This window comes from Nocardia sp. NPDC057668 (genome assembly GCF_042799795.1).
Classification (GTDB): domain Bacteria; phylum Actinomycetota; class Actinomycetes; order Mycobacteriales; family Mycobacteriaceae; genus Nocardia.
The window spans coordinates 2,216,496-2,231,424 of the sequence record NZ_JBHVIC010000001.1; the positions used below are offsets into that span (position 1 = coordinate 2,216,496).

The following is a 14,929-nucleotide window of genomic DNA, read 5'->3' on the forward strand; positions in this document are numbered from 1 at the left end:
AAATGCGCGGCCGGAGACCCCGGGTGGACGAATTCCGTGCCAGTCGAGCACGGGCACGGGCGCGGGCCCGGGCGGCGAACATATCCGTTCACACTCGGTACGGCGCGGTCACCGCGGCGCCCCCGCGTTCGACCCGACTCCCGGCTACGCCTTGTCGGAGACCAATTCCCCCGGGTACGAATGCCGTTCGCGATCGGTGCCGGAGATCGTGCCGCTGCCGAGCACCTCGTCGCCGTCGGAATCGGGGCGGTACAGCACCACGGCCTGCCCGCGGGCCACGCCGGTGAGGGGCTCGCGCAGACGGACCACCAGGCCGTTCCCCGCGGCCTCGGCGACCGCCGGGGCGGTGCCGCCGTGGGCGCGGACCTGGGCGACGCACTCGATCGGGCCGTCCGGGGTCTCGCCGGAGGTCCAGATCGCGCGGTCGGCAAGCACCGTCCACACCTCGAGATCCTGGGCCGAGCCCACCGTCACCACGCCCGAGTCGGGGTCGATCCCGGTGACGTAGCGCGGCTTGCCGTCGGCGGCCGGCCCGGGCAGGCCCAGGCCCTTGCGCTGACCGATCGTGAACTCGTGCACGCCCTTGTGATCACCGAGCTTGGTGCCGTCGGCGTCGAGCACCGCGCCGGGGCGGATGCCGATCTTCGCGCCCAGGAACGCCTGGGTGTCGCCGGAGGGGATGAAGCAGATGTCGTGGCTGTCCGGCTTGTTCGCGACGGCGAGCCCGCGCTCGGCGGCCTCCTCACGAATCGCCGGCTTCGGGGTGTCGCCGACCGGGAACATCGCGCGCGAGAGCTGATCCGCGGTGAGCACCGCGAGCACGTACGACTGATCCTTGTCCGCGTCGACCGCGCGGCGCAGCACGCCGTCCTCGAGCCGGGCGTAGTGCCCGGTGACCACGGCGTCGAAGCCGAGCGCCACCGCGCGATCGGCCAGCGCCGAGAACTTGATCTTCTCGTTGCAGCGCAGGCACGGGTTCGGGGTCTCCCCCGCGGCGTACGCGGCGACGAAGTCGTCGATGACGTCTTCCTTGAAGCGGTCGGCGAAATCCCAGACGTAGAACGGGATTCCGAGCACGTCCGCGGCGCGCCGGGCGTCACCGGCGTCCTCCTTGGAGCAGCAACCGCGCGATCCGGTGCGCAGCGTGCCCGGCGAGGCGGACAGCGCCAGGTGCACGCCCACCACCTCGTGTCCGGCGTCCACGGCGCGTGCGGCCGCTACCGCGGAATCCACACCACCACTCATCGCGGCAAGTACTCGCACTAGAAGCCTCCTTTCGCCCCGGCCATGCCGGCCGCCTTCGCCCGTTCGACGACCTGCGGCAGCGCGGCCAGCGCGGCGTCGATGTCGGCGTCGGTCGAGTTGTGTCCCAAGGTGAATCGCAGCGACCCGCGCGCCAGCCGCGGTTCCACACCCATGGCGAGCAGCACATGGCTGGGTCCGGCGACACCGGCGTTGCAGGCCGATCCGGTCGAGCATTCGATCCCGGCGGCGTCCAGCAGCATGAGCAGCGAATCGCCCTCGCAGCCGGGGAACGTGAAGTGGGCGTTGCCCGGGAGCCTGCGCTCACCGGTCGCGCCGTTGAGGATGGCGTCGGGCACTGCGGCCCGCACGCCGTCGATGAGCCGATCGCGCAGCCGCTCCAATTCGACGGCGCGAACCCGCATTCCGGCGACGGTCTCGCGCACGGCCGCCGCGAGCCCCACCGCCGCGGGCACATCGGAGGTGCCCGAGCGCACGTCGCGCTCGTGCCCGCCGCCGTGCAGCAGCGGCACCGCACCGACCTGCCGGCCCAGCAGCAGTACCCCGACCCCGTGCGGCCCGCCGACCTTGTGGCCCGCGAAGCTCGCCGCGGCCAGTCCGCTGCGGCCGAAGTCGATGGGCAGCTGCGCCGCCGCCTGCACGGCGTCGCTGTGCATGGGAACGTCGAATTCCTGTGCCACGGCGGCCAAGTCGACGATCGGCTGGATCGTGCCGACTTCGTTGTTGGCCCACATCACGCTCACCAGCGCGACCTCGTCGGCGTGCGCCGCCAGGGCGTCGCGCAGCACGCGCGGGGTGATGATGCCGTCCGCGTCGGCCTCGAGCCAGGTGACCTGCGCGCCCTCGTGCTCTTCGAGCCACTCCGCGGTGTCGATCACCGCGTGATGCTCGACCGAGCTGACCAGGATCCGGGTACGCCGGGGATCGGCGTCGCGCCGCGCCCAGTAGATGCCCTTGATCGCGAGGTTGTCGCTCTCGGTCCCGCCGGACGTGAAGATCACTTCCGAGGGCCGGGCGCCGAGCCCCGCGGCGATGGATTCGCGCGCTTCCTCGAGCAGCCGCCGCGCCGCGCGCCCCGACCCGTGCAGCGAGGAGGCGTTACCGCCCGACCCCAGCACAGCGGTCATCGCCTCGACGGCGACCGGGAACATGGGAGTAGTGGCCGCGTGATCGAGGTAGACCGTCTGGGCACCGATGGACCCCGGGAAAGCCGACTTCATGACTGATAAAGGATAGCCGCCGCCGTCTCGCCGATATTCCCGCCGTACCCGCCAGCCACACAACCCCACCCCGATACCTCCGCCAGGTCGATCATCACGCAGGCAAGACAACCACAATCGGGTCTTGCTCAGGACTGCCGGGCACGCTCGGCGAAACACCGCGGATGCGGGGCGCGACCGGGCGATCACCGGGCGCGGGGCGGCTCGGGGTCAACCGCGAGCGTGCCGCGCCGCGCCCACTGCCGTCGTTTCGTGCCCGGCGCCCAGGTCGGGCGTCATGACGGGCAGTATTCTGTCGAGCACCTTCGGGGCATCACAGCCGCGCACCTCGGGAGCGTTCGGTTCGACGGCGGCGGACTCCCGCTGCTCTCCCCCACCGGCGCGCAACAGCCGCTGCCGCGAGAGTTGCGAGTCGATGACCGCCCCCAGCAGCAGCGCGAAGTTGGACAGCCACATCCAGACCAGCACTATCACCGCGGCGGCCAACGAGCCGTAGAGCCGGTTGAACGAATCGAATCGATCGGCATAGAAGGCGAACCCGAGCGATCCCGCGATCCAGGTCGCCACCGCGAGCAGACTGCCAGGCGTCAGCCACCGCAGGCGCTGTCCCGTCACGTTGGGTGCGGCCCAATACAGCAGCGCCAGCACCACACTCGCGATCAAGGCCAGGAGAGGCCAGCGCAGGACCCGCCAGACGTCGAGCACGGTCGAGCTGACGTGCAGCGAACCGCCGACCCGGGTCGCCACACCGGCGGTGAGGGCGAATCCCACGACGACCATGACGATCGCGGCGACGAGCAACACGCTCAGCACCAGACGGAGCACGATCGTCTTTGCCGCCGAACGGCTTTCGGGAACCCCGTACAGCGCGTTCGCCGCGCGCATGAAGGCCCCGAGGTAACACGAGACCGTCCAGACCGCGAAGACCAGCCCGATGATCGCCACCGGTCCCGACCAGTTCGCCGAGGGCTGCAGGTGTCGAATGGACTCCGCCAGCGCCGTTCTGCCGTCGGCCGGGCCCAGCCGCCCGGCCGCCTCCGCGATGGATTCGGCCGACCGGGGTTCGAGCAACCCGAGCACCGCCATCGCGATCAGCAAGGCGGGGAACAGCGACAGCATGCCGTGGTAGGTGAGCGTCGCCGCCCGATCGGACAGCTCGTCGGACCAGGCCGCCCGGACCGTATGAATCGCCACCCGAACCGATCGCGCCCGCATGATCGAGTACCGCCGGCCCCACTGCTGCTTGACAGTCAACCCCACACCTCCCGCACCGTCGTGACCGACCACGCCCGTTTCTGTACAAGGACGTATGACCCACGACCGGCCTCCGGTAAACGCCCGGCGGCCGAATTGCCAGCACCGGCACATTTCCGCTTGCCGCTACCGCCCGCGGAACGAGCACACGGGCCGAGCCCGCCGCTCGCCTAGTGGTCAGCGGCGGTCAAGGCGGTACCCGAGCACAGCGGGGCGATGTTCTGCAGTCCGCCGGTGGTCGGTGAGGTGAGGTACAGGCAGGGATCTTCGCCGGCGTCGGTGATGGCCGTGCGGACCCGGTCCCACTGGTCGGGGGCCAGGGCGGGTGTGCGCGACAGGACGAAGCCGGACAGCCGATAGGGGTCGGTGACCAGTGCCCACGAATAGTCCGCGCCGAGGGCGGTGACGATGTAGTTCGTCGGGCCGTATCGCATGTCCTGGGTGGGCACGCCCGGAAAACTGACGTGCAGCTGCGCGCCCGTGTCCGGATCGTTGACCGTTGCCGTACCGGGGATCTCGTTCAGGGTTCCGCCCCAGGTGGTGCAGGTATTGCGCACCGAAACATCACCGGCGGCATCGAGGTCGTACTCGGCGCGGGTGTCGCGCGCGCAGATCAGGTTGAAGTACTGCGGGATCGCGGCGAGTTGATTCCAGGCGCCCAGGTAGCGCTCGAGTTCCAGTTGCGGAACAGGCGCGGGCGGCGCGGCCGAGGCCGGTGCGGACAAACCGGCGGCGGCGGTGGCGGCGGCCAGCATGGTCAGGGCGACGGTCGAGCGAGCAGGACTCACGATGTTCCTCCTTGGTCACGTGCGGCCATCCTAGCCATGATCGATGCATAACCGATGCATTCATCCGGGAGCGCGAATGCTCGCGGTCGACGCCGAAGTTCACCCGCGCCGGGCGAAGCGCCGTCGCCGAGCCCGGTCGTATCGTTCCGCCGAAGGTCTTCTCGATATGCGTCGATCACCCAACCAGGAGCGCCCATGTCGGTGCTGGTACCCGCGAGCCAGCGGCGCACGCTGGACGAATTGGTCGACCGGCTCGACCTGAGCACCGGGGACACCCGCGCCAAACGGTCCGCGTTCTGGATCATGCTCACCCTGTCCGCGGTGATCGCGGTGTCGGGCGTGGTCGGGGACTCGACGGCGACGGTGATCGGCGCGATGATCGTCGCGCCGCTGTCCGTGCCGATCCTCGGTGTGGGACTGGGCATCGCCACCGGCCGGGCCGCGCTGATCGGGCGCAGCCTGCTGCTGGTGGGCGCGGGCATCGCCCTGGTGGTCGCGATCGGGCTCCTGTTCGCGCAGGTGCTGCCGAGTCCGGACGACGTGCTGTCCAATTCCCAAGTGCTGGGCCGCACTTCACCCAAGCTCATGGATCTGACGGCCGCCCTGGCGACGGGGCTGGTCGGCGTGATCGCCATGACCCGCCGCGATGTGGGCGATGTCCTGCCGGGCGTGGCCATCGCCATTTCGCTGGTGCCGCCGCTGGGTGTGGTGGGCGTCTGCCTGGGCTCGCACGCACCGGGTCTGGCGCTCGGAGCCTTCGTGCTCTTCGCCTCCAACATGGTGGCCATGGTCATCACCGCCACCGTGGTGCTGATCGCGACCGGCTACGGCCGCCAGGCCGGGGTCGCCGCCGCCCGCCGCGGCCGGGCCTACGTCGTGCTGACCGCCGCCTTGATCCTGGTCGCGGTGCCGATGGTGATCAACACCATGTCGACCCTGTGGGCCGGGCAGATCTCCGACGCCACCCGCGCCTGGCTGAACGGGATTCCCGGCGCCGAGGTCACCGGCGTGACGCTGCACAGCGACACGGCCACCATCTCGGTGCTCGCACCGGGCGATCTGCCGCCGGCCGATGACCTGCAGAACCGGGTGGACGACCTGGTCCCCTGGAATCCGCGGGTCGTCATCGTGCACACCGTCGGCAGCCGCATCGGCGACAGGTGATCGCGGGGTCAGTCCTCGCTCGGGGTGGTCAGGCTGCTGGTGCCGTGCAGGCTCAGGGCGGTGACGGTGAGCACGGTCCCGCCGATCATCAGGAAGCCGACGATCGCGGCGACGACGAGCGGGGAACGCAGACGGGCGAGGGTGCGGCGGACGATCGTCATGACGGCCTCCTGGGACGTGGACTCGTTCGCAGCCCACCTTGACAGCCCGCGGCCGACACGAGGGGCGATGACACCTGAAGGGTTCTTCAGGAAGGATCTGCCACGCTTGACCGCATGCGCCTGCTGATCGTGGAGGACGAGAAGCGGTTGGCCGACGTGCTGGCCAAAGGGTTGACCGCGGAGGGGCTGGCGGCGGAGGTCGCCTACGACGGCCTCGACGGACTACACAGAGCCCGGGCCGGGGACTACGACCTGATCATTCTCGACATCATGCTGCCCGGTATGAACGGCTACCGCGTGTGCTCGGCGCTGCGCACCGCCGGGATCCCCACCCCGGTGCTGATGCTGACCGCCAAGGACGGCGAGTACGACGAGGCCGAGGGCCTGGACACCGGCGCGGACGACTATCTGCGCAAGCCGTTCTCGTACGTCGTGCTGCTGGCCCGGGTCCGGGCGCTGCTGCGCCGGGGCGGGCGCGAGCGGGCCACCGTGCTGCAGGTCGGGGACCTCGTGGTCGACCCGAACACGCACGGCTGCCGGCGCGGGATCCAGGAGTTGCCGTTGACGGTGAAGGAGTTCGCGGTACTGGAGTACCTGGCGGCACGGGCGGGGCAGGTGGTGCCCAAAAACGAGATCCTGGACCATGTTTGGCACAACGAGTACGACGGCGACGCGAACATCGTCGAGGTCTACATCAGCGCGCTGCGGCGCAAGATCGACGCCCCGTTCGGGTGCAGGTCGATCACGACGGTGCGCGGCGCGGGATATCGGCTGACATCGGGCCATGACTGAACCGCGGTGGCTCGGCTCGGTTCGCGCGCGCACCACGTCGGTGGCGACCATGGTGGTCGCGGCGGCGATGATCGTGGCGGGGGCGGCGGTGCTGCTGGTGTTGCGGCACAACCTGATCGACGCGGCGAGCCTGCACGCGGAGATGACGGCGCGCGAGGTGGCGGCCCAGATCACCACGGGCGCCGAGTATTCCGCGCTCAGGCTGCCGGATCCCAATGACCAACCGGTGCAGGTCGTTTCGGCCGACGGGCGGGTGCTCGCCGCCGACGAGGAGCTGCTCGGGCTGCCACCCTTCGCGAGTTTCGCGCCCGCCGCGCCGGTCGAGGACGCGAGCGCGGACGACCTGTGGGAGGACGGTGAACTCGAACCGGGCTCGGTGACGGGAGCGACGTTCCGGGACATGAAACTGCCCGTGGCCGAGGAGGATACCGGCAGCTACGACTTCCGGGTGGCGGCGATCGCGGTCACCGGACCGGACGGGCGGGCGGTGACGATCTATTCGGCCGCCTCCCTCGCCACCGCGGACGAGGCGGTGCTGGAGGTCCGCGACGCCATGCTCATCGGACTGCTCCCGCTGCTCGCCCTGGTGGCGACGGTGACCTGGTCGGTGACGCGGCGCGCGCTGCGGCCGGTGGAGTCCATTCGGGCCGAGCTCGTGGAGATCATGGGCGGCGACCTGTCACGGCGCGTGCCGGAACCCTCGTCGCGGGACGAGATCGCCCGGCTCGCGGCCACCACCAACGCGACGCTGGCGGCGCTGGAGGAGTCCGCGCGCCAGCAGCGGCAGTTCATCGCGGACGCCGCACATGAATTGCGCAGTCCCATAGCGAGTTTGCGCACGCACCTCGAGATCTCCCAGGCGCATCCGAACCTGCTCGATCTGGACGGGCTGCTCGACGACACCGTGCGGCTCGGGCAGCTCGCCACCGATCTGCTGCTGCTCGCTCGCCTCGACGCGGGCGAGCGGCCGCGACCGGATCGGGTGGATCTGACCGTGCTCGTGCGAGAGACGCTGCTGCGGCGCATCGCCGATCGCCAACCCGTCCGCGCCGATCTGCCGGACGCACCGGTTGTCTTGCTGGGCAGCCGAATTCAGCTCGGTCGCGTGCTGGACAACCTGGTGGACAACGCGCAGCGGCACGCGTCGAGCACCGTCCACGTCACCGTCCGCGCGGGCCGGACCGTCGAACTGGCCGTGGCCGACGACGGGCCGGGCGTGCCCGAGGCCGACCGCAAACGGATCTTCGAACGCTTCGTGCGCCTGGACAACGCGCGCAGCCGGGACCACGGCGGAACCGGGCTGGGACTGGCCATCGCGGGTGATGTGATCAGGCGGCACGGCGGGTCGATCGAGGTGAGCGAATCCGCATGCGGGGGCGCGTTGTTCATCGCTCGCTTCCCTGCCGCCGACGGCGAGAGCGGTGTGACCCGTGGGTCGGCGACCCGGCCGGGCGCGATCGGTCAGCACGCCCGGCACTCCGAGCAGCCCGGGATCGGCGGGTGCGCGCTCGACGCGACTGCCCGCGTCCCGGAGCATCTGGAGACGGCGGGCGGAAGCTGACGAGCGAACCGGGATGCCCGGGGTTCGAGCGTGGCGGCGGCGGCCGGCTCGCTATCGAAGGTCGAGTCGGATCAGGTCGCCGGACTCGGTGGCGACGACCAGTTCGTGCGGAGCGTCCGGCGCGGACGCGAGGGCGGTCGCGGGCTGGCCGGACAGGACCGTGCAGGTCGCGCCGGTGCGCGGATCGAGCCGGATCACCTGGCCGAGTGTCGTTGCCACGTAGAGCGATTCGCCCGCCGCCAGCAGGTCGTCGGGGAGGGCGGTGCCCGCGAAGAGCAGATCGGCCGCGACCTCGGCGCGGTCCGGGGCGTCCAGCGGGATGCGCAGGACCCGGGCCGTCGGGCTCGAAGTGACGGTGACATACAGGTCCGAGCCCAGGATCGCCGCACCGTTCAGGGTCATGCCGTTGACGTTCTTGGCCAGGTCGAGGTTCTTGGGGGCGACCGCGTTCCACGCCGAGTCGGCCGCGCCGCCCGGCAGCAGCCGGAGGACGCCGAGCCTGCTGTCGGCGATGTACAGGCGCCCGGCGGCGTCGAAGTCGAGGCCGTTCGGCATGCCGAGTCCGGTCGCGTACGGCTGCGCCACGGGGGATTCCGCGTCCGGGTCGAAGCGAACGACCGACCCGTTCAGGGTGGGGGTGACCAGATTCCAGGGCAGCACGCCCGACGCCACGTACATCCAGCCGTCCGGGCCGAGTCGCACCGCGCCGGGGGCGGGGACCGCGACCGTGGCGGTCAGCCGGCCGGTGGCGTCGTAGCGCTGCACCTCACCGCGCAATATCCGGGCGACCCACAGGTTCCCGCGAGCGTCGTAGCCGAGGTTCTCCGCCCAGTCGAGCACCGGCGCCGTCGCGCGCACGCCGCCGACCTGGACGGCCGGGGCACAGCCCGGTGCGGCGACCCCCGCCACGTCCCCCGGCCGCGCGGACGCCTGCGCACCGCCCGTCGTGATCACTGCCAGTGCGAGCAGCGCCGCGATCGGCAGTCCGCCCCCGGTTCGGTTGCCGCGCATAGTCGATCGGCGCACGCGCCCACCCCTCTTCATTTACGATACGATCCGTAAATTAAGTAGCATGATCGGGTGCCGAGTCAAGACCCCGCCGCCCCGTCCCCGCGCGGCCGCCCCCGCCGCCCCGGCATCGACCACGACATCCTGCGGGCGACCCTGAACATCCTGGCAACCCAGGGGTACTCCGCGCTCTCCCTGGAGGCGGTCGCGAAGGCGGCGGGCGTCACCCGCCCGACGATCTATCGCCGGTGGCCCGGCAAGGCCGCCCTGGTCGCCCACGCCCTCGCCGCGGGCCTGCCGCCCCTGGCCACCCCCGACACCGGCGATCCCCTGGCCGACCTGCGCACGGTGGCCACGAACTTCATCACCGCCTTCACCGAAAGCCCGCACGCCCCCGTGACTTTCGTCCTGCACGCCGAGGCCCGCCACGACCCCGAGCTGGCGAACCACCTGTTCGCCTCCTACCTCGCGCCCCGAGCCGCCGCCGTCCACACGCTGATAACCCGGGCGCAGGCCACGACCCAGCTCCGCGTCGATCTCGCCCCGGACCTGATCCGCGACCTGATCTTCGGCCCCCTGGTCTACCGCTGGCTGGTGGCGGGCGAGCCCATGACCCGCGCGGCCGCCGACCAGCTCGTGGAGCTGTCCTGCCGCGCGGTGGCCCCGTAACCTCCGGCAGCTTCCCGCCGTGGTCGTACCCCGTCGAATCGGCTGTATCTCACGGTGTTTCGATCGTCCGCTCGGAATCGGCGGCGTTCAGGGTCAGTACGGTGTCGGCGAGGCGGTCGATCACCTCGGTCTGGTGGCTGATCAGGATGAGTGCCGTTCCGGCGGAGCGCAATTCGTCCAGGAGATCCACTATGCGGGCGCGAGTGCGGGGGTCGAGGGACGAGGTGACCTCGTCGCAGATGAGGACGCGGGGTTCGGCCGCCAGTGCGCGGGCTATCGCGGCGCGTTGTTGCTGACCGCCGGAGAGACGGGCGGGATGGCGGTTCACCAGGGATGGGGCGAGCTCGACGCCGGTGAGGAGCTCGAGGGTTCGCGTGCGGGCGGCGGCGGCGGAACTGTTGCGCAGCAGGCGTTGTGGACGGTCGATCTGATCACCGATGCGGTACGAGGGGTTGAGCGAGGTGGCGGGGTTCTGGAAGACCAGCTGAATCGCCCCGCGCTGGTCGAGGGTCCGGCGATCGACCCGGGGTGGCAGGACCGCGCCGTCCAACTCGATCTCACCCCGCACCGGAACGTGCAGGCCGGCCAGCGCCCGGGCCAGGGTGGTCTTGCCCGCCCCGGATCTCCCGGTGATGGCGAGGCACTCCCCCGCCCGCAGCGAGAACGACACCCCCTCGACGACCGGTGCGGCACTACCGCGATGCGCCACGGTCAGATCCCGCACCCCGATCACCGGCCGGCTCTCGGGCTCACCGTCGGATTCCCGCACTTCGGATGCCGACAACTCCTGTCCGACAACGTTGTTCACCGATTGGGCGGCCGTCGCGGACGGTGCCCGCGCAGATGCCACCGCCGGATCTTCCACACGCATCGTCCGCGTGCTCTGGCCGGAGGCCGAATCCCGCACGCGCGGCGGCGAGAGCGCGGCTTTCGGCGTCGGGACGAGGACGCCCGCCGCCGCGCCGGACGCGGTCAGGGATGCGACGCGGCCCGAATACAGTTCCAGCACCTGATCTATGAGCGGGGAGAGCGCGTCCAGATCGTGGGTGATCACCAGCAAGGTGGTCGAGGTGGTGGCGCGGACCCGGGTCAGGGTGTCGAGCAGGAGGGACCGGGTCCGGGCATCGAGGCCCGTGGTCGGCTCGTCGAGCACCAGCAGGGCCGGATCGCCGAGGAGAGCCTGGGCCAGCAGCACCCGCTGTTGCTGGCCGCCGGAGAGCTGGTGCGGATAGCGGCGGACGAAGGCGCGATCCGCGGGGAGATCGACGCGGCGCAGGGCGTCGGCGATCACGGCGTCGCCGTCGACATTCCCGTGCAGTCTTGCCATCTCGCGCAGGGCGACGCCGATGCGCAGGGCGGGGTTGAGGCCGGTCGCCGGGTCCTGCGGCACGTAGCCGACGGTCCGGCGGCCCGCCCGCCGGTGCAGGCCGACCGCACCGGAGACGGTCATGCCCGCGGGCAGCGCGCCGAGGGCGGCCAGCGCGAAGGTGGTCTTGCCCGCACCGGACGGGCCGACCACCGCCACGCTCGAGCCCACCGGCAGCTCCAGCGAGATGTCCTCCAACACAGCGTGTCCGCTCGCATCGCGGACGGTGAGCCCGGTCATCGACAAACCCGTGCCGGCCGCCGCGTCGACCGGCCGGGGCGGCACACTCGGCGCGCCCGCGCCGTAGGCCCGATCGGTCACCATGTTCACCGACACCACCAGCACCATGATCGCCAGCGCCGGGGCGAGCACCGCCCACGGCTGCACCCCGAACCCGGGCCGGTTCTCGGTGATCATCAGCGCCCAGTCCGAGGACGGCGGGCGCATGCCCAGGCCGAGGAAGCCGCTCACCGCGACCAGTGAGATGGTCGCCGACATGCGCACACCCGCGTCGGCGAGCAGCAACGGCCGGAGATTGGGCAGCACCTCGACCACGGCCAGCCGCCACAGCGGTTCGCCCCGCGCGCGAGCGGATTCCACGTAGCCGGACGGGGCGAGTTCCAGTACCCGGGTCCGCACGATCCGGATGATCCACGGCACCGACGCCAGCGCCGCGGTCAGCGCGATGGCGACCGGTCCCGCCCCGACGGCGGTGGCGATCACGGCGATCAGCAGAAACCAGGGAAGCACGATGACGGCGTCGGTCGGCCGCATGATCCAGCGGTCCCAGCCGCGGCGCAGGCCCGCGAGCAGGCCGAGCCCCACACCCAGCACGTACGCCAGCACAAGGGCGGGCAGCGCGATGGCCAGCAGCGGCAGCCCGCCGTGCAGCACCCGCGAGAACACATCGCGCCCGACCACATCGGTTCCGAACAGATGCCGACCCGAAGGCGATTGGAACGGCGGCCCCGCCGAGGCCGTCGGGGAATGCGGCGCCAGCACCGGTCCCAGCACCACGAGCAGCAGCATCGCCGCCAGAATCAGCAGCCACAGCGATCGGAGACGACCCGTCATACCCGCTCCCCCATCGCCGCGTGCCGCGCACGCGGACTCACCAGCAGCGTGAGCAGATCCGCCAGCAGATACACGCCGATCCCGACCCCGGCCAGCAGCACCGCCGCCGATTGCACGAACGGGAAGTCACGAGCCTCGATGGCGCGCAACAACTCCTGCGAGAGCCCGGGGAACGCGAAGAGCGTCTCCACCACCGCGACACCGCCGATCAACCCGACCACCGATCCGGCCAGCGGATGAATCGAGGCCGACAGCGCATTGGGCGCGACATGGCGCAGCATGAGCCGCGGCCCGCCGATTCCATTGAGCCGCAACGTCTGCACGTAGGGACTCGCCATGACCTCGGTGGTCTGCGCGCGCACCATCCGCACCGGGTGCGGCAGCAGCCCCAGCAGCAGACAGATCACGGGCAGCACCAGGATCTCCGGCCGGCTCCACACGCTCGCACCGGTCGGCAGCAGCGACACCGCGGGCAGCAACCGCAACGACAGCGACACGGTGGCGACCAGCAGCACGCCGAATACGAAGGAGGGCATGGATTCCACCGCCAGCGACCCGACGCTGATCAACCGATCGGTCCGCGTCCCCGGCCGCGCACCGGCCAGCAGACCGAGCGCGAGCGCGATCGGGATCAGTAGGGCCGCGGTGACGGCCGCGAGCGCCACGCTGTTGCCGACCCGCCCGAGCAGCACCTCGGCCACCGGCCTGCCCGAGATGAGGGAGTCGCCGAAATCGCCGTGCACGAACCCGGCCAGCCATTCGGCGAAGCGCACCGGCGCGGGCCGGTCCAGTCCCAATTGCGCACGCAGGGTGGCCAATTGCTCGGGCGTGGGGTCGCCGCCGCCCGCCCGCGACAGGATGACCGTCGCCGCGTCGGAGTCCAGCGACTCGAACAGCCCGAAGATCAGCAGCGCGACGACGAACAGTACGACGATCCCGCCGCCGGCCCGCCGGGCGGCATAGGCGATCACGACCGCCGAATCATTGCTCGGCCAGCCAGGTGGTCGCGTAGTTGGCCCAGTCGTCGGTGCCCGGCACACCGTCGCGCACCCCGCCCACATGGATGCGGGCGGCGTCGGGCCGCTTGGCGAAGCTGTGCAGGATGTAGCCGCCCTCGTCCCAGAGTTCCTGCTGCAGTTCGCGATACAGCGTCGCCCGGCGAGCCGGATCCATGGCCGCGCGCGCCTGCGCGAACTTGGCGTCCCAGCCGGGCCGCTTCCAGCCGGTGCCGTTGCTGGGCGCGTCACCGGTCATGGTCTGGCCGTAGAAGTAGTCGAGACTGTAGTTCCACCAGCCGATGTGGGACAGCGCGGCCTTCCCGCTGACCTGTGAGAAGTACGTATCGGCGGGAACCGATTCGAGCTCGATGGTGATGCCCGCGGCCTTGGCCTGCTCGGCGAACAGCGTCGCGGATTCCAGCATGCCCGGGAAGCCGTCGGCGGTCGGCAACGTGACCGTCAGGTTCTCCTTGCCCGCCGCGCGCAGCAGTTCACGCGCGCGCTGCGGATCGTAGGCGCGCTGGGGCAGAGCGTCGTTGTAGAACGGCGCACCCTTGCCGTAGATGTCGTTGCCGAGCTCGGCGTAGCCGTAGTACACCGAATCCACCATCGCCTGACGATCCACCGCCAGCCGCATGGCCTGGCGCACCCGCACGTCGTCGAACGGCGCGGTGTCCACCCGCATCTGGAACGCGCCCATGAGACCGGCGGGCGGGGTCACGACCGTGATGTCGCCGTCCCCCGACAGGTTCCGCGCCTGCAGGTACGAGATCTCGTGCACCACATCGGCTTCCCCGGACAGGAAGGCGTTCACCCGGGCCTCGGTCTCGGCGATCTGGATGATCTCGACCTCGTCGAGGAACACCTGCCCGCCCCAGTACTTCTCGTTGCGGCGCAACAGGGTCCGGTCGCCCGGCGACCACTTGACCAGTGCGAACGGGCCGGTGCCCACCGGCAGCACCGAGCCGTCGATGGCGCCGGTGCCGTCCTTGACGATGTAGCAGTACCAGCCCGCCAGCACCGAACCGAAGTCCGCCAGCGGCGTTTTCATCTGCACGGCCACCACGAGATCGCCCTCGGCGCGGGTGCGCGACATGTCGACCGCCGACAGGTCACCGGAGGACTTCTTCGCCGGATCGAGCATGCGCTGGAAACTCCACAGCACATCGCGCGCGGTCAGCGGGGAACCGTCGCTGAACACGACGCCCGGCCGGAGCTTGATACGCCATTGGCTGCCGTCGGCATTGGGCTCGATCGATTCGGCGAGCCGGTACCGCAGGGTCAGGTCGTTGTTGTAGGCGACCAGTTTGTCCCACACGTTCTTCGATACCGCGCCGCCGGCCGAGCTGCCGGCCTGATGCGGATCGAGCACGTCCGCGCTCGCCGAGCGCCCCGCGATCACCGTCCGCAGGCGGCCGCCCGGCCGGGGCGGACCCGAGGCCGCGGTCCGCGCGGTCGTATCCGAGCCGCAGCCCGCCAGGACGCCGGTGGTACCCAGCAGGACGGCTCCGAGCGCGCCCGCACTGCCGAACAGGAATGTACGGCGGCCGGCAACCGGCCGCCCCGGTGTGTAGTTGTTCATCAATCCTCGTTGGTGTGATCCCGATACCG

At 70.9% G+C, this 14,929-nt stretch carries 13 protein-coding genes; 4 read left to right on the top strand and 9 right to left on the bottom strand.

Annotated elements, in window-relative coordinates; all coding sequences use genetic code 11:
* Positions 1 to 144: 144 nt before the first annotated feature.
* The 4 genes from mnmA to ACFVBH_RS10220 form a co-directional block, all read right to left on the bottom strand.
* The gene (gene mnmA / locus ACFVBH_RS10205) at positions 145 to 1,263 is read right to left on the bottom strand and encodes a tRNA 2-thiouridine(34) synthase MnmA (RefSeq protein WP_379001123.1); all 1,119 of its coding nucleotides are present in this window, start codon (positions 1,261 to 1,263) and stop codon (positions 145 to 147) included.
* The gene (locus tag ACFVBH_RS10210; RefSeq protein ID WP_379001124.1) at positions 1,263 to 2,483 is read right to left on the bottom strand and encodes a cysteine desulfurase family protein; all 1,221 of its coding nucleotides are present in this window, start codon (positions 2,481 to 2,483) and stop codon (positions 1,263 to 1,265) included. The genes mnmA and ACFVBH_RS10210 overlap by 1 nt, the downstream gene beginning before the upstream one ends.
* A 210-nt stretch (positions 2,484 to 2,693) precedes the next feature.
* Positions 2,694 to 3,737 (bottom strand): YihY/virulence factor BrkB family protein, encoded by a 1,044-nt coding sequence (locus ACFVBH_RS10215; protein WP_379001125.1) that lies wholly within the window; start codon positions 3,735 to 3,737, stop codon positions 2,694 to 2,696.
* 170 nt (positions 3,738 to 3,907) lie between these two features.
* Positions 3,908 to 4,492, bottom strand: a complete 585-nt coding sequence (locus tag ACFVBH_RS10220; protein WP_379001682.1) for a lipocalin family protein — start codon at positions 4,490 to 4,492, stop codon at positions 3,908 to 3,910.
* Between the two features lie 228 nt (positions 4,493 to 4,720).
* Between ACFVBH_RS10220 and ACFVBH_RS10225 the strand changes: the two genes are divergently transcribed.
* Positions 4,721 to 5,689 carry a DUF389 domain-containing protein gene (locus ACFVBH_RS10225; RefSeq protein ID WP_379001126.1) on the top strand — a complete coding sequence of 323 codons (969 nt, stop codon included), beginning with the start codon at positions 4,721 to 4,723 and terminating at the stop codon, positions 5,687 to 5,689.
* Between the two features lie 8 nt (positions 5,690 to 5,697).
* Here the strand turns inward: ACFVBH_RS10225 and ACFVBH_RS10230 are convergent, their stop codons facing one another.
* The gene (locus ACFVBH_RS10230) at positions 5,698 to 5,850 is read right to left on the bottom strand and encodes a hypothetical protein (RefSeq protein ID WP_379001127.1); all 153 of its coding nucleotides are present in this window, start codon (positions 5,848 to 5,850) and stop codon (positions 5,698 to 5,700) included.
* A 114-nt stretch (positions 5,851 to 5,964) separates the two neighbouring features.
* On the opposite strand from ACFVBH_RS10230, the gene ACFVBH_RS10235 reads away from it, so the two are divergent.
* Positions 5,965 to 6,642 carry a response regulator transcription factor gene (locus ACFVBH_RS10235; protein WP_354985130.1) on the top strand — a complete coding sequence of 226 codons (678 nt, stop codon included), beginning with the start codon at positions 5,965 to 5,967 and terminating at the stop codon, positions 6,640 to 6,642.
* Positions 6,635 to 8,203, top strand: coding sequence for a sensor histidine kinase (locus tag ACFVBH_RS10240; protein WP_379001128.1), 1,569 nt, complete (start codon positions 6,635 to 6,637; stop codon positions 8,201 to 8,203). The genes ACFVBH_RS10235 and ACFVBH_RS10240 overlap by 8 nt, the downstream gene beginning before the upstream one ends.
* Before the next feature lie 51 nt (positions 8,204 to 8,254).
* Here the strand turns inward: ACFVBH_RS10240 and ACFVBH_RS10245 are convergent, their stop codons facing one another.
* Positions 8,255 to 9,229, bottom strand: a complete 975-nt coding sequence (locus ACFVBH_RS10245; RefSeq protein ID WP_379001129.1) for an SMP-30/gluconolactonase/LRE family protein — start codon at positions 9,227 to 9,229, stop codon at positions 8,255 to 8,257.
* Between the two features lie 54 nt (positions 9,230 to 9,283).
* Between ACFVBH_RS10245 and ACFVBH_RS10250 the strand changes: the two genes are divergently transcribed.
* On the top strand, positions 9,284 to 9,880 hold the full coding sequence (locus tag ACFVBH_RS10250) for a TetR/AcrR family transcriptional regulator (protein ID WP_379001130.1): 597 nt from the start codon (positions 9,284 to 9,286) through the stop codon (positions 9,878 to 9,880).
* Between the two features lie 49 nt (positions 9,881 to 9,929).
* On the opposite strand, the gene ACFVBH_RS10255 is transcribed toward ACFVBH_RS10250, so the two are convergent.
* Genes ACFVBH_RS10255 through ACFVBH_RS10265 form a run of 3 tightly spaced genes read right to left on the bottom strand, consistent with a single transcriptional unit; the run spans position 9,930 to position 14,900 of the window.
* Entirely contained in the window at positions 9,930 to 12,320 is a 2,391-nt protein-coding gene (locus ACFVBH_RS10255) for an ATP-binding cassette domain-containing protein (protein WP_379001131.1), read from the bottom strand.
* Positions 12,317 to 13,291, bottom strand: a complete 975-nt coding sequence (locus ACFVBH_RS10260) for an ABC transporter permease (RefSeq protein ID WP_379001132.1) — start codon at positions 13,289 to 13,291, stop codon at positions 12,317 to 12,319. The genes ACFVBH_RS10255 and ACFVBH_RS10260 overlap by 4 nt, the downstream gene beginning before the upstream one ends.
* Positions 13,292 to 13,301: 10 nt before the next feature.
* Positions 13,302 to 14,900, bottom strand: a complete 1,599-nt coding sequence (locus ACFVBH_RS10265) for an ABC transporter substrate-binding protein (RefSeq protein ID WP_379001133.1) — start codon at positions 14,898 to 14,900, stop codon at positions 13,302 to 13,304.
* Between the last annotated feature and the right edge of the window lie 29 nt (positions 14,901 to 14,929).

What these genes read in the sequence shown, in the direction of transcription:
- ACFVBH_RS10210 (WP_379001124.1), bottom strand. Translation starts at nt 2,483, where the DNA reads ATGAAGTCGGCTTTCCCGGGGTCCATCGGTGCCCAGACGGTCTACCTC.
- ACFVBH_RS10220 (WP_379001682.1), bottom strand. Translation starts at nt 4,492, where the DNA reads ATGCTGGCCGCCGCCACCGCCGCCGCCGGTTTGTCCGCACCGGCCTCG.
- ACFVBH_RS10225 (WP_379001126.1), top strand. Translation starts at nt 4,721, where the DNA reads ATGTCGGTGCTGGTACCCGCGAGCCAGCGGCGCACGCTGGACGAATTG.
- ACFVBH_RS10230 (WP_379001127.1), bottom strand. Translation starts at nt 5,850, where the DNA reads ATGACGATCGTCCGCCGCACCCTCGCCCGTCTGCGTTCCCCGCTCGTC.
- ACFVBH_RS10235 (WP_354985130.1), top strand. Translation starts at nt 5,965, where the DNA reads ATGCGCCTGCTGATCGTGGAGGACGAGAAGCGGTTGGCCGACGTGCTG.
- ACFVBH_RS10240 (WP_379001128.1), top strand. Translation starts at nt 6,635, where the DNA reads ATGACTGAACCGCGGTGGCTCGGCTCGGTTCGCGCGCGCACCACGTCG.
- ACFVBH_RS10255 (WP_379001131.1), bottom strand. Translation starts at nt 12,320, where the DNA reads ATGACGGGTCGTCTCCGATCGCTGTGGCTGCTGATTCTGGCGGCGATG.
- ACFVBH_RS10265 (WP_379001133.1), bottom strand. Translation starts at nt 14,900, where the DNA reads ATGAACAACTACACACCGGGGCGGCCGGTTGCCGGCCGCCGTACATTC.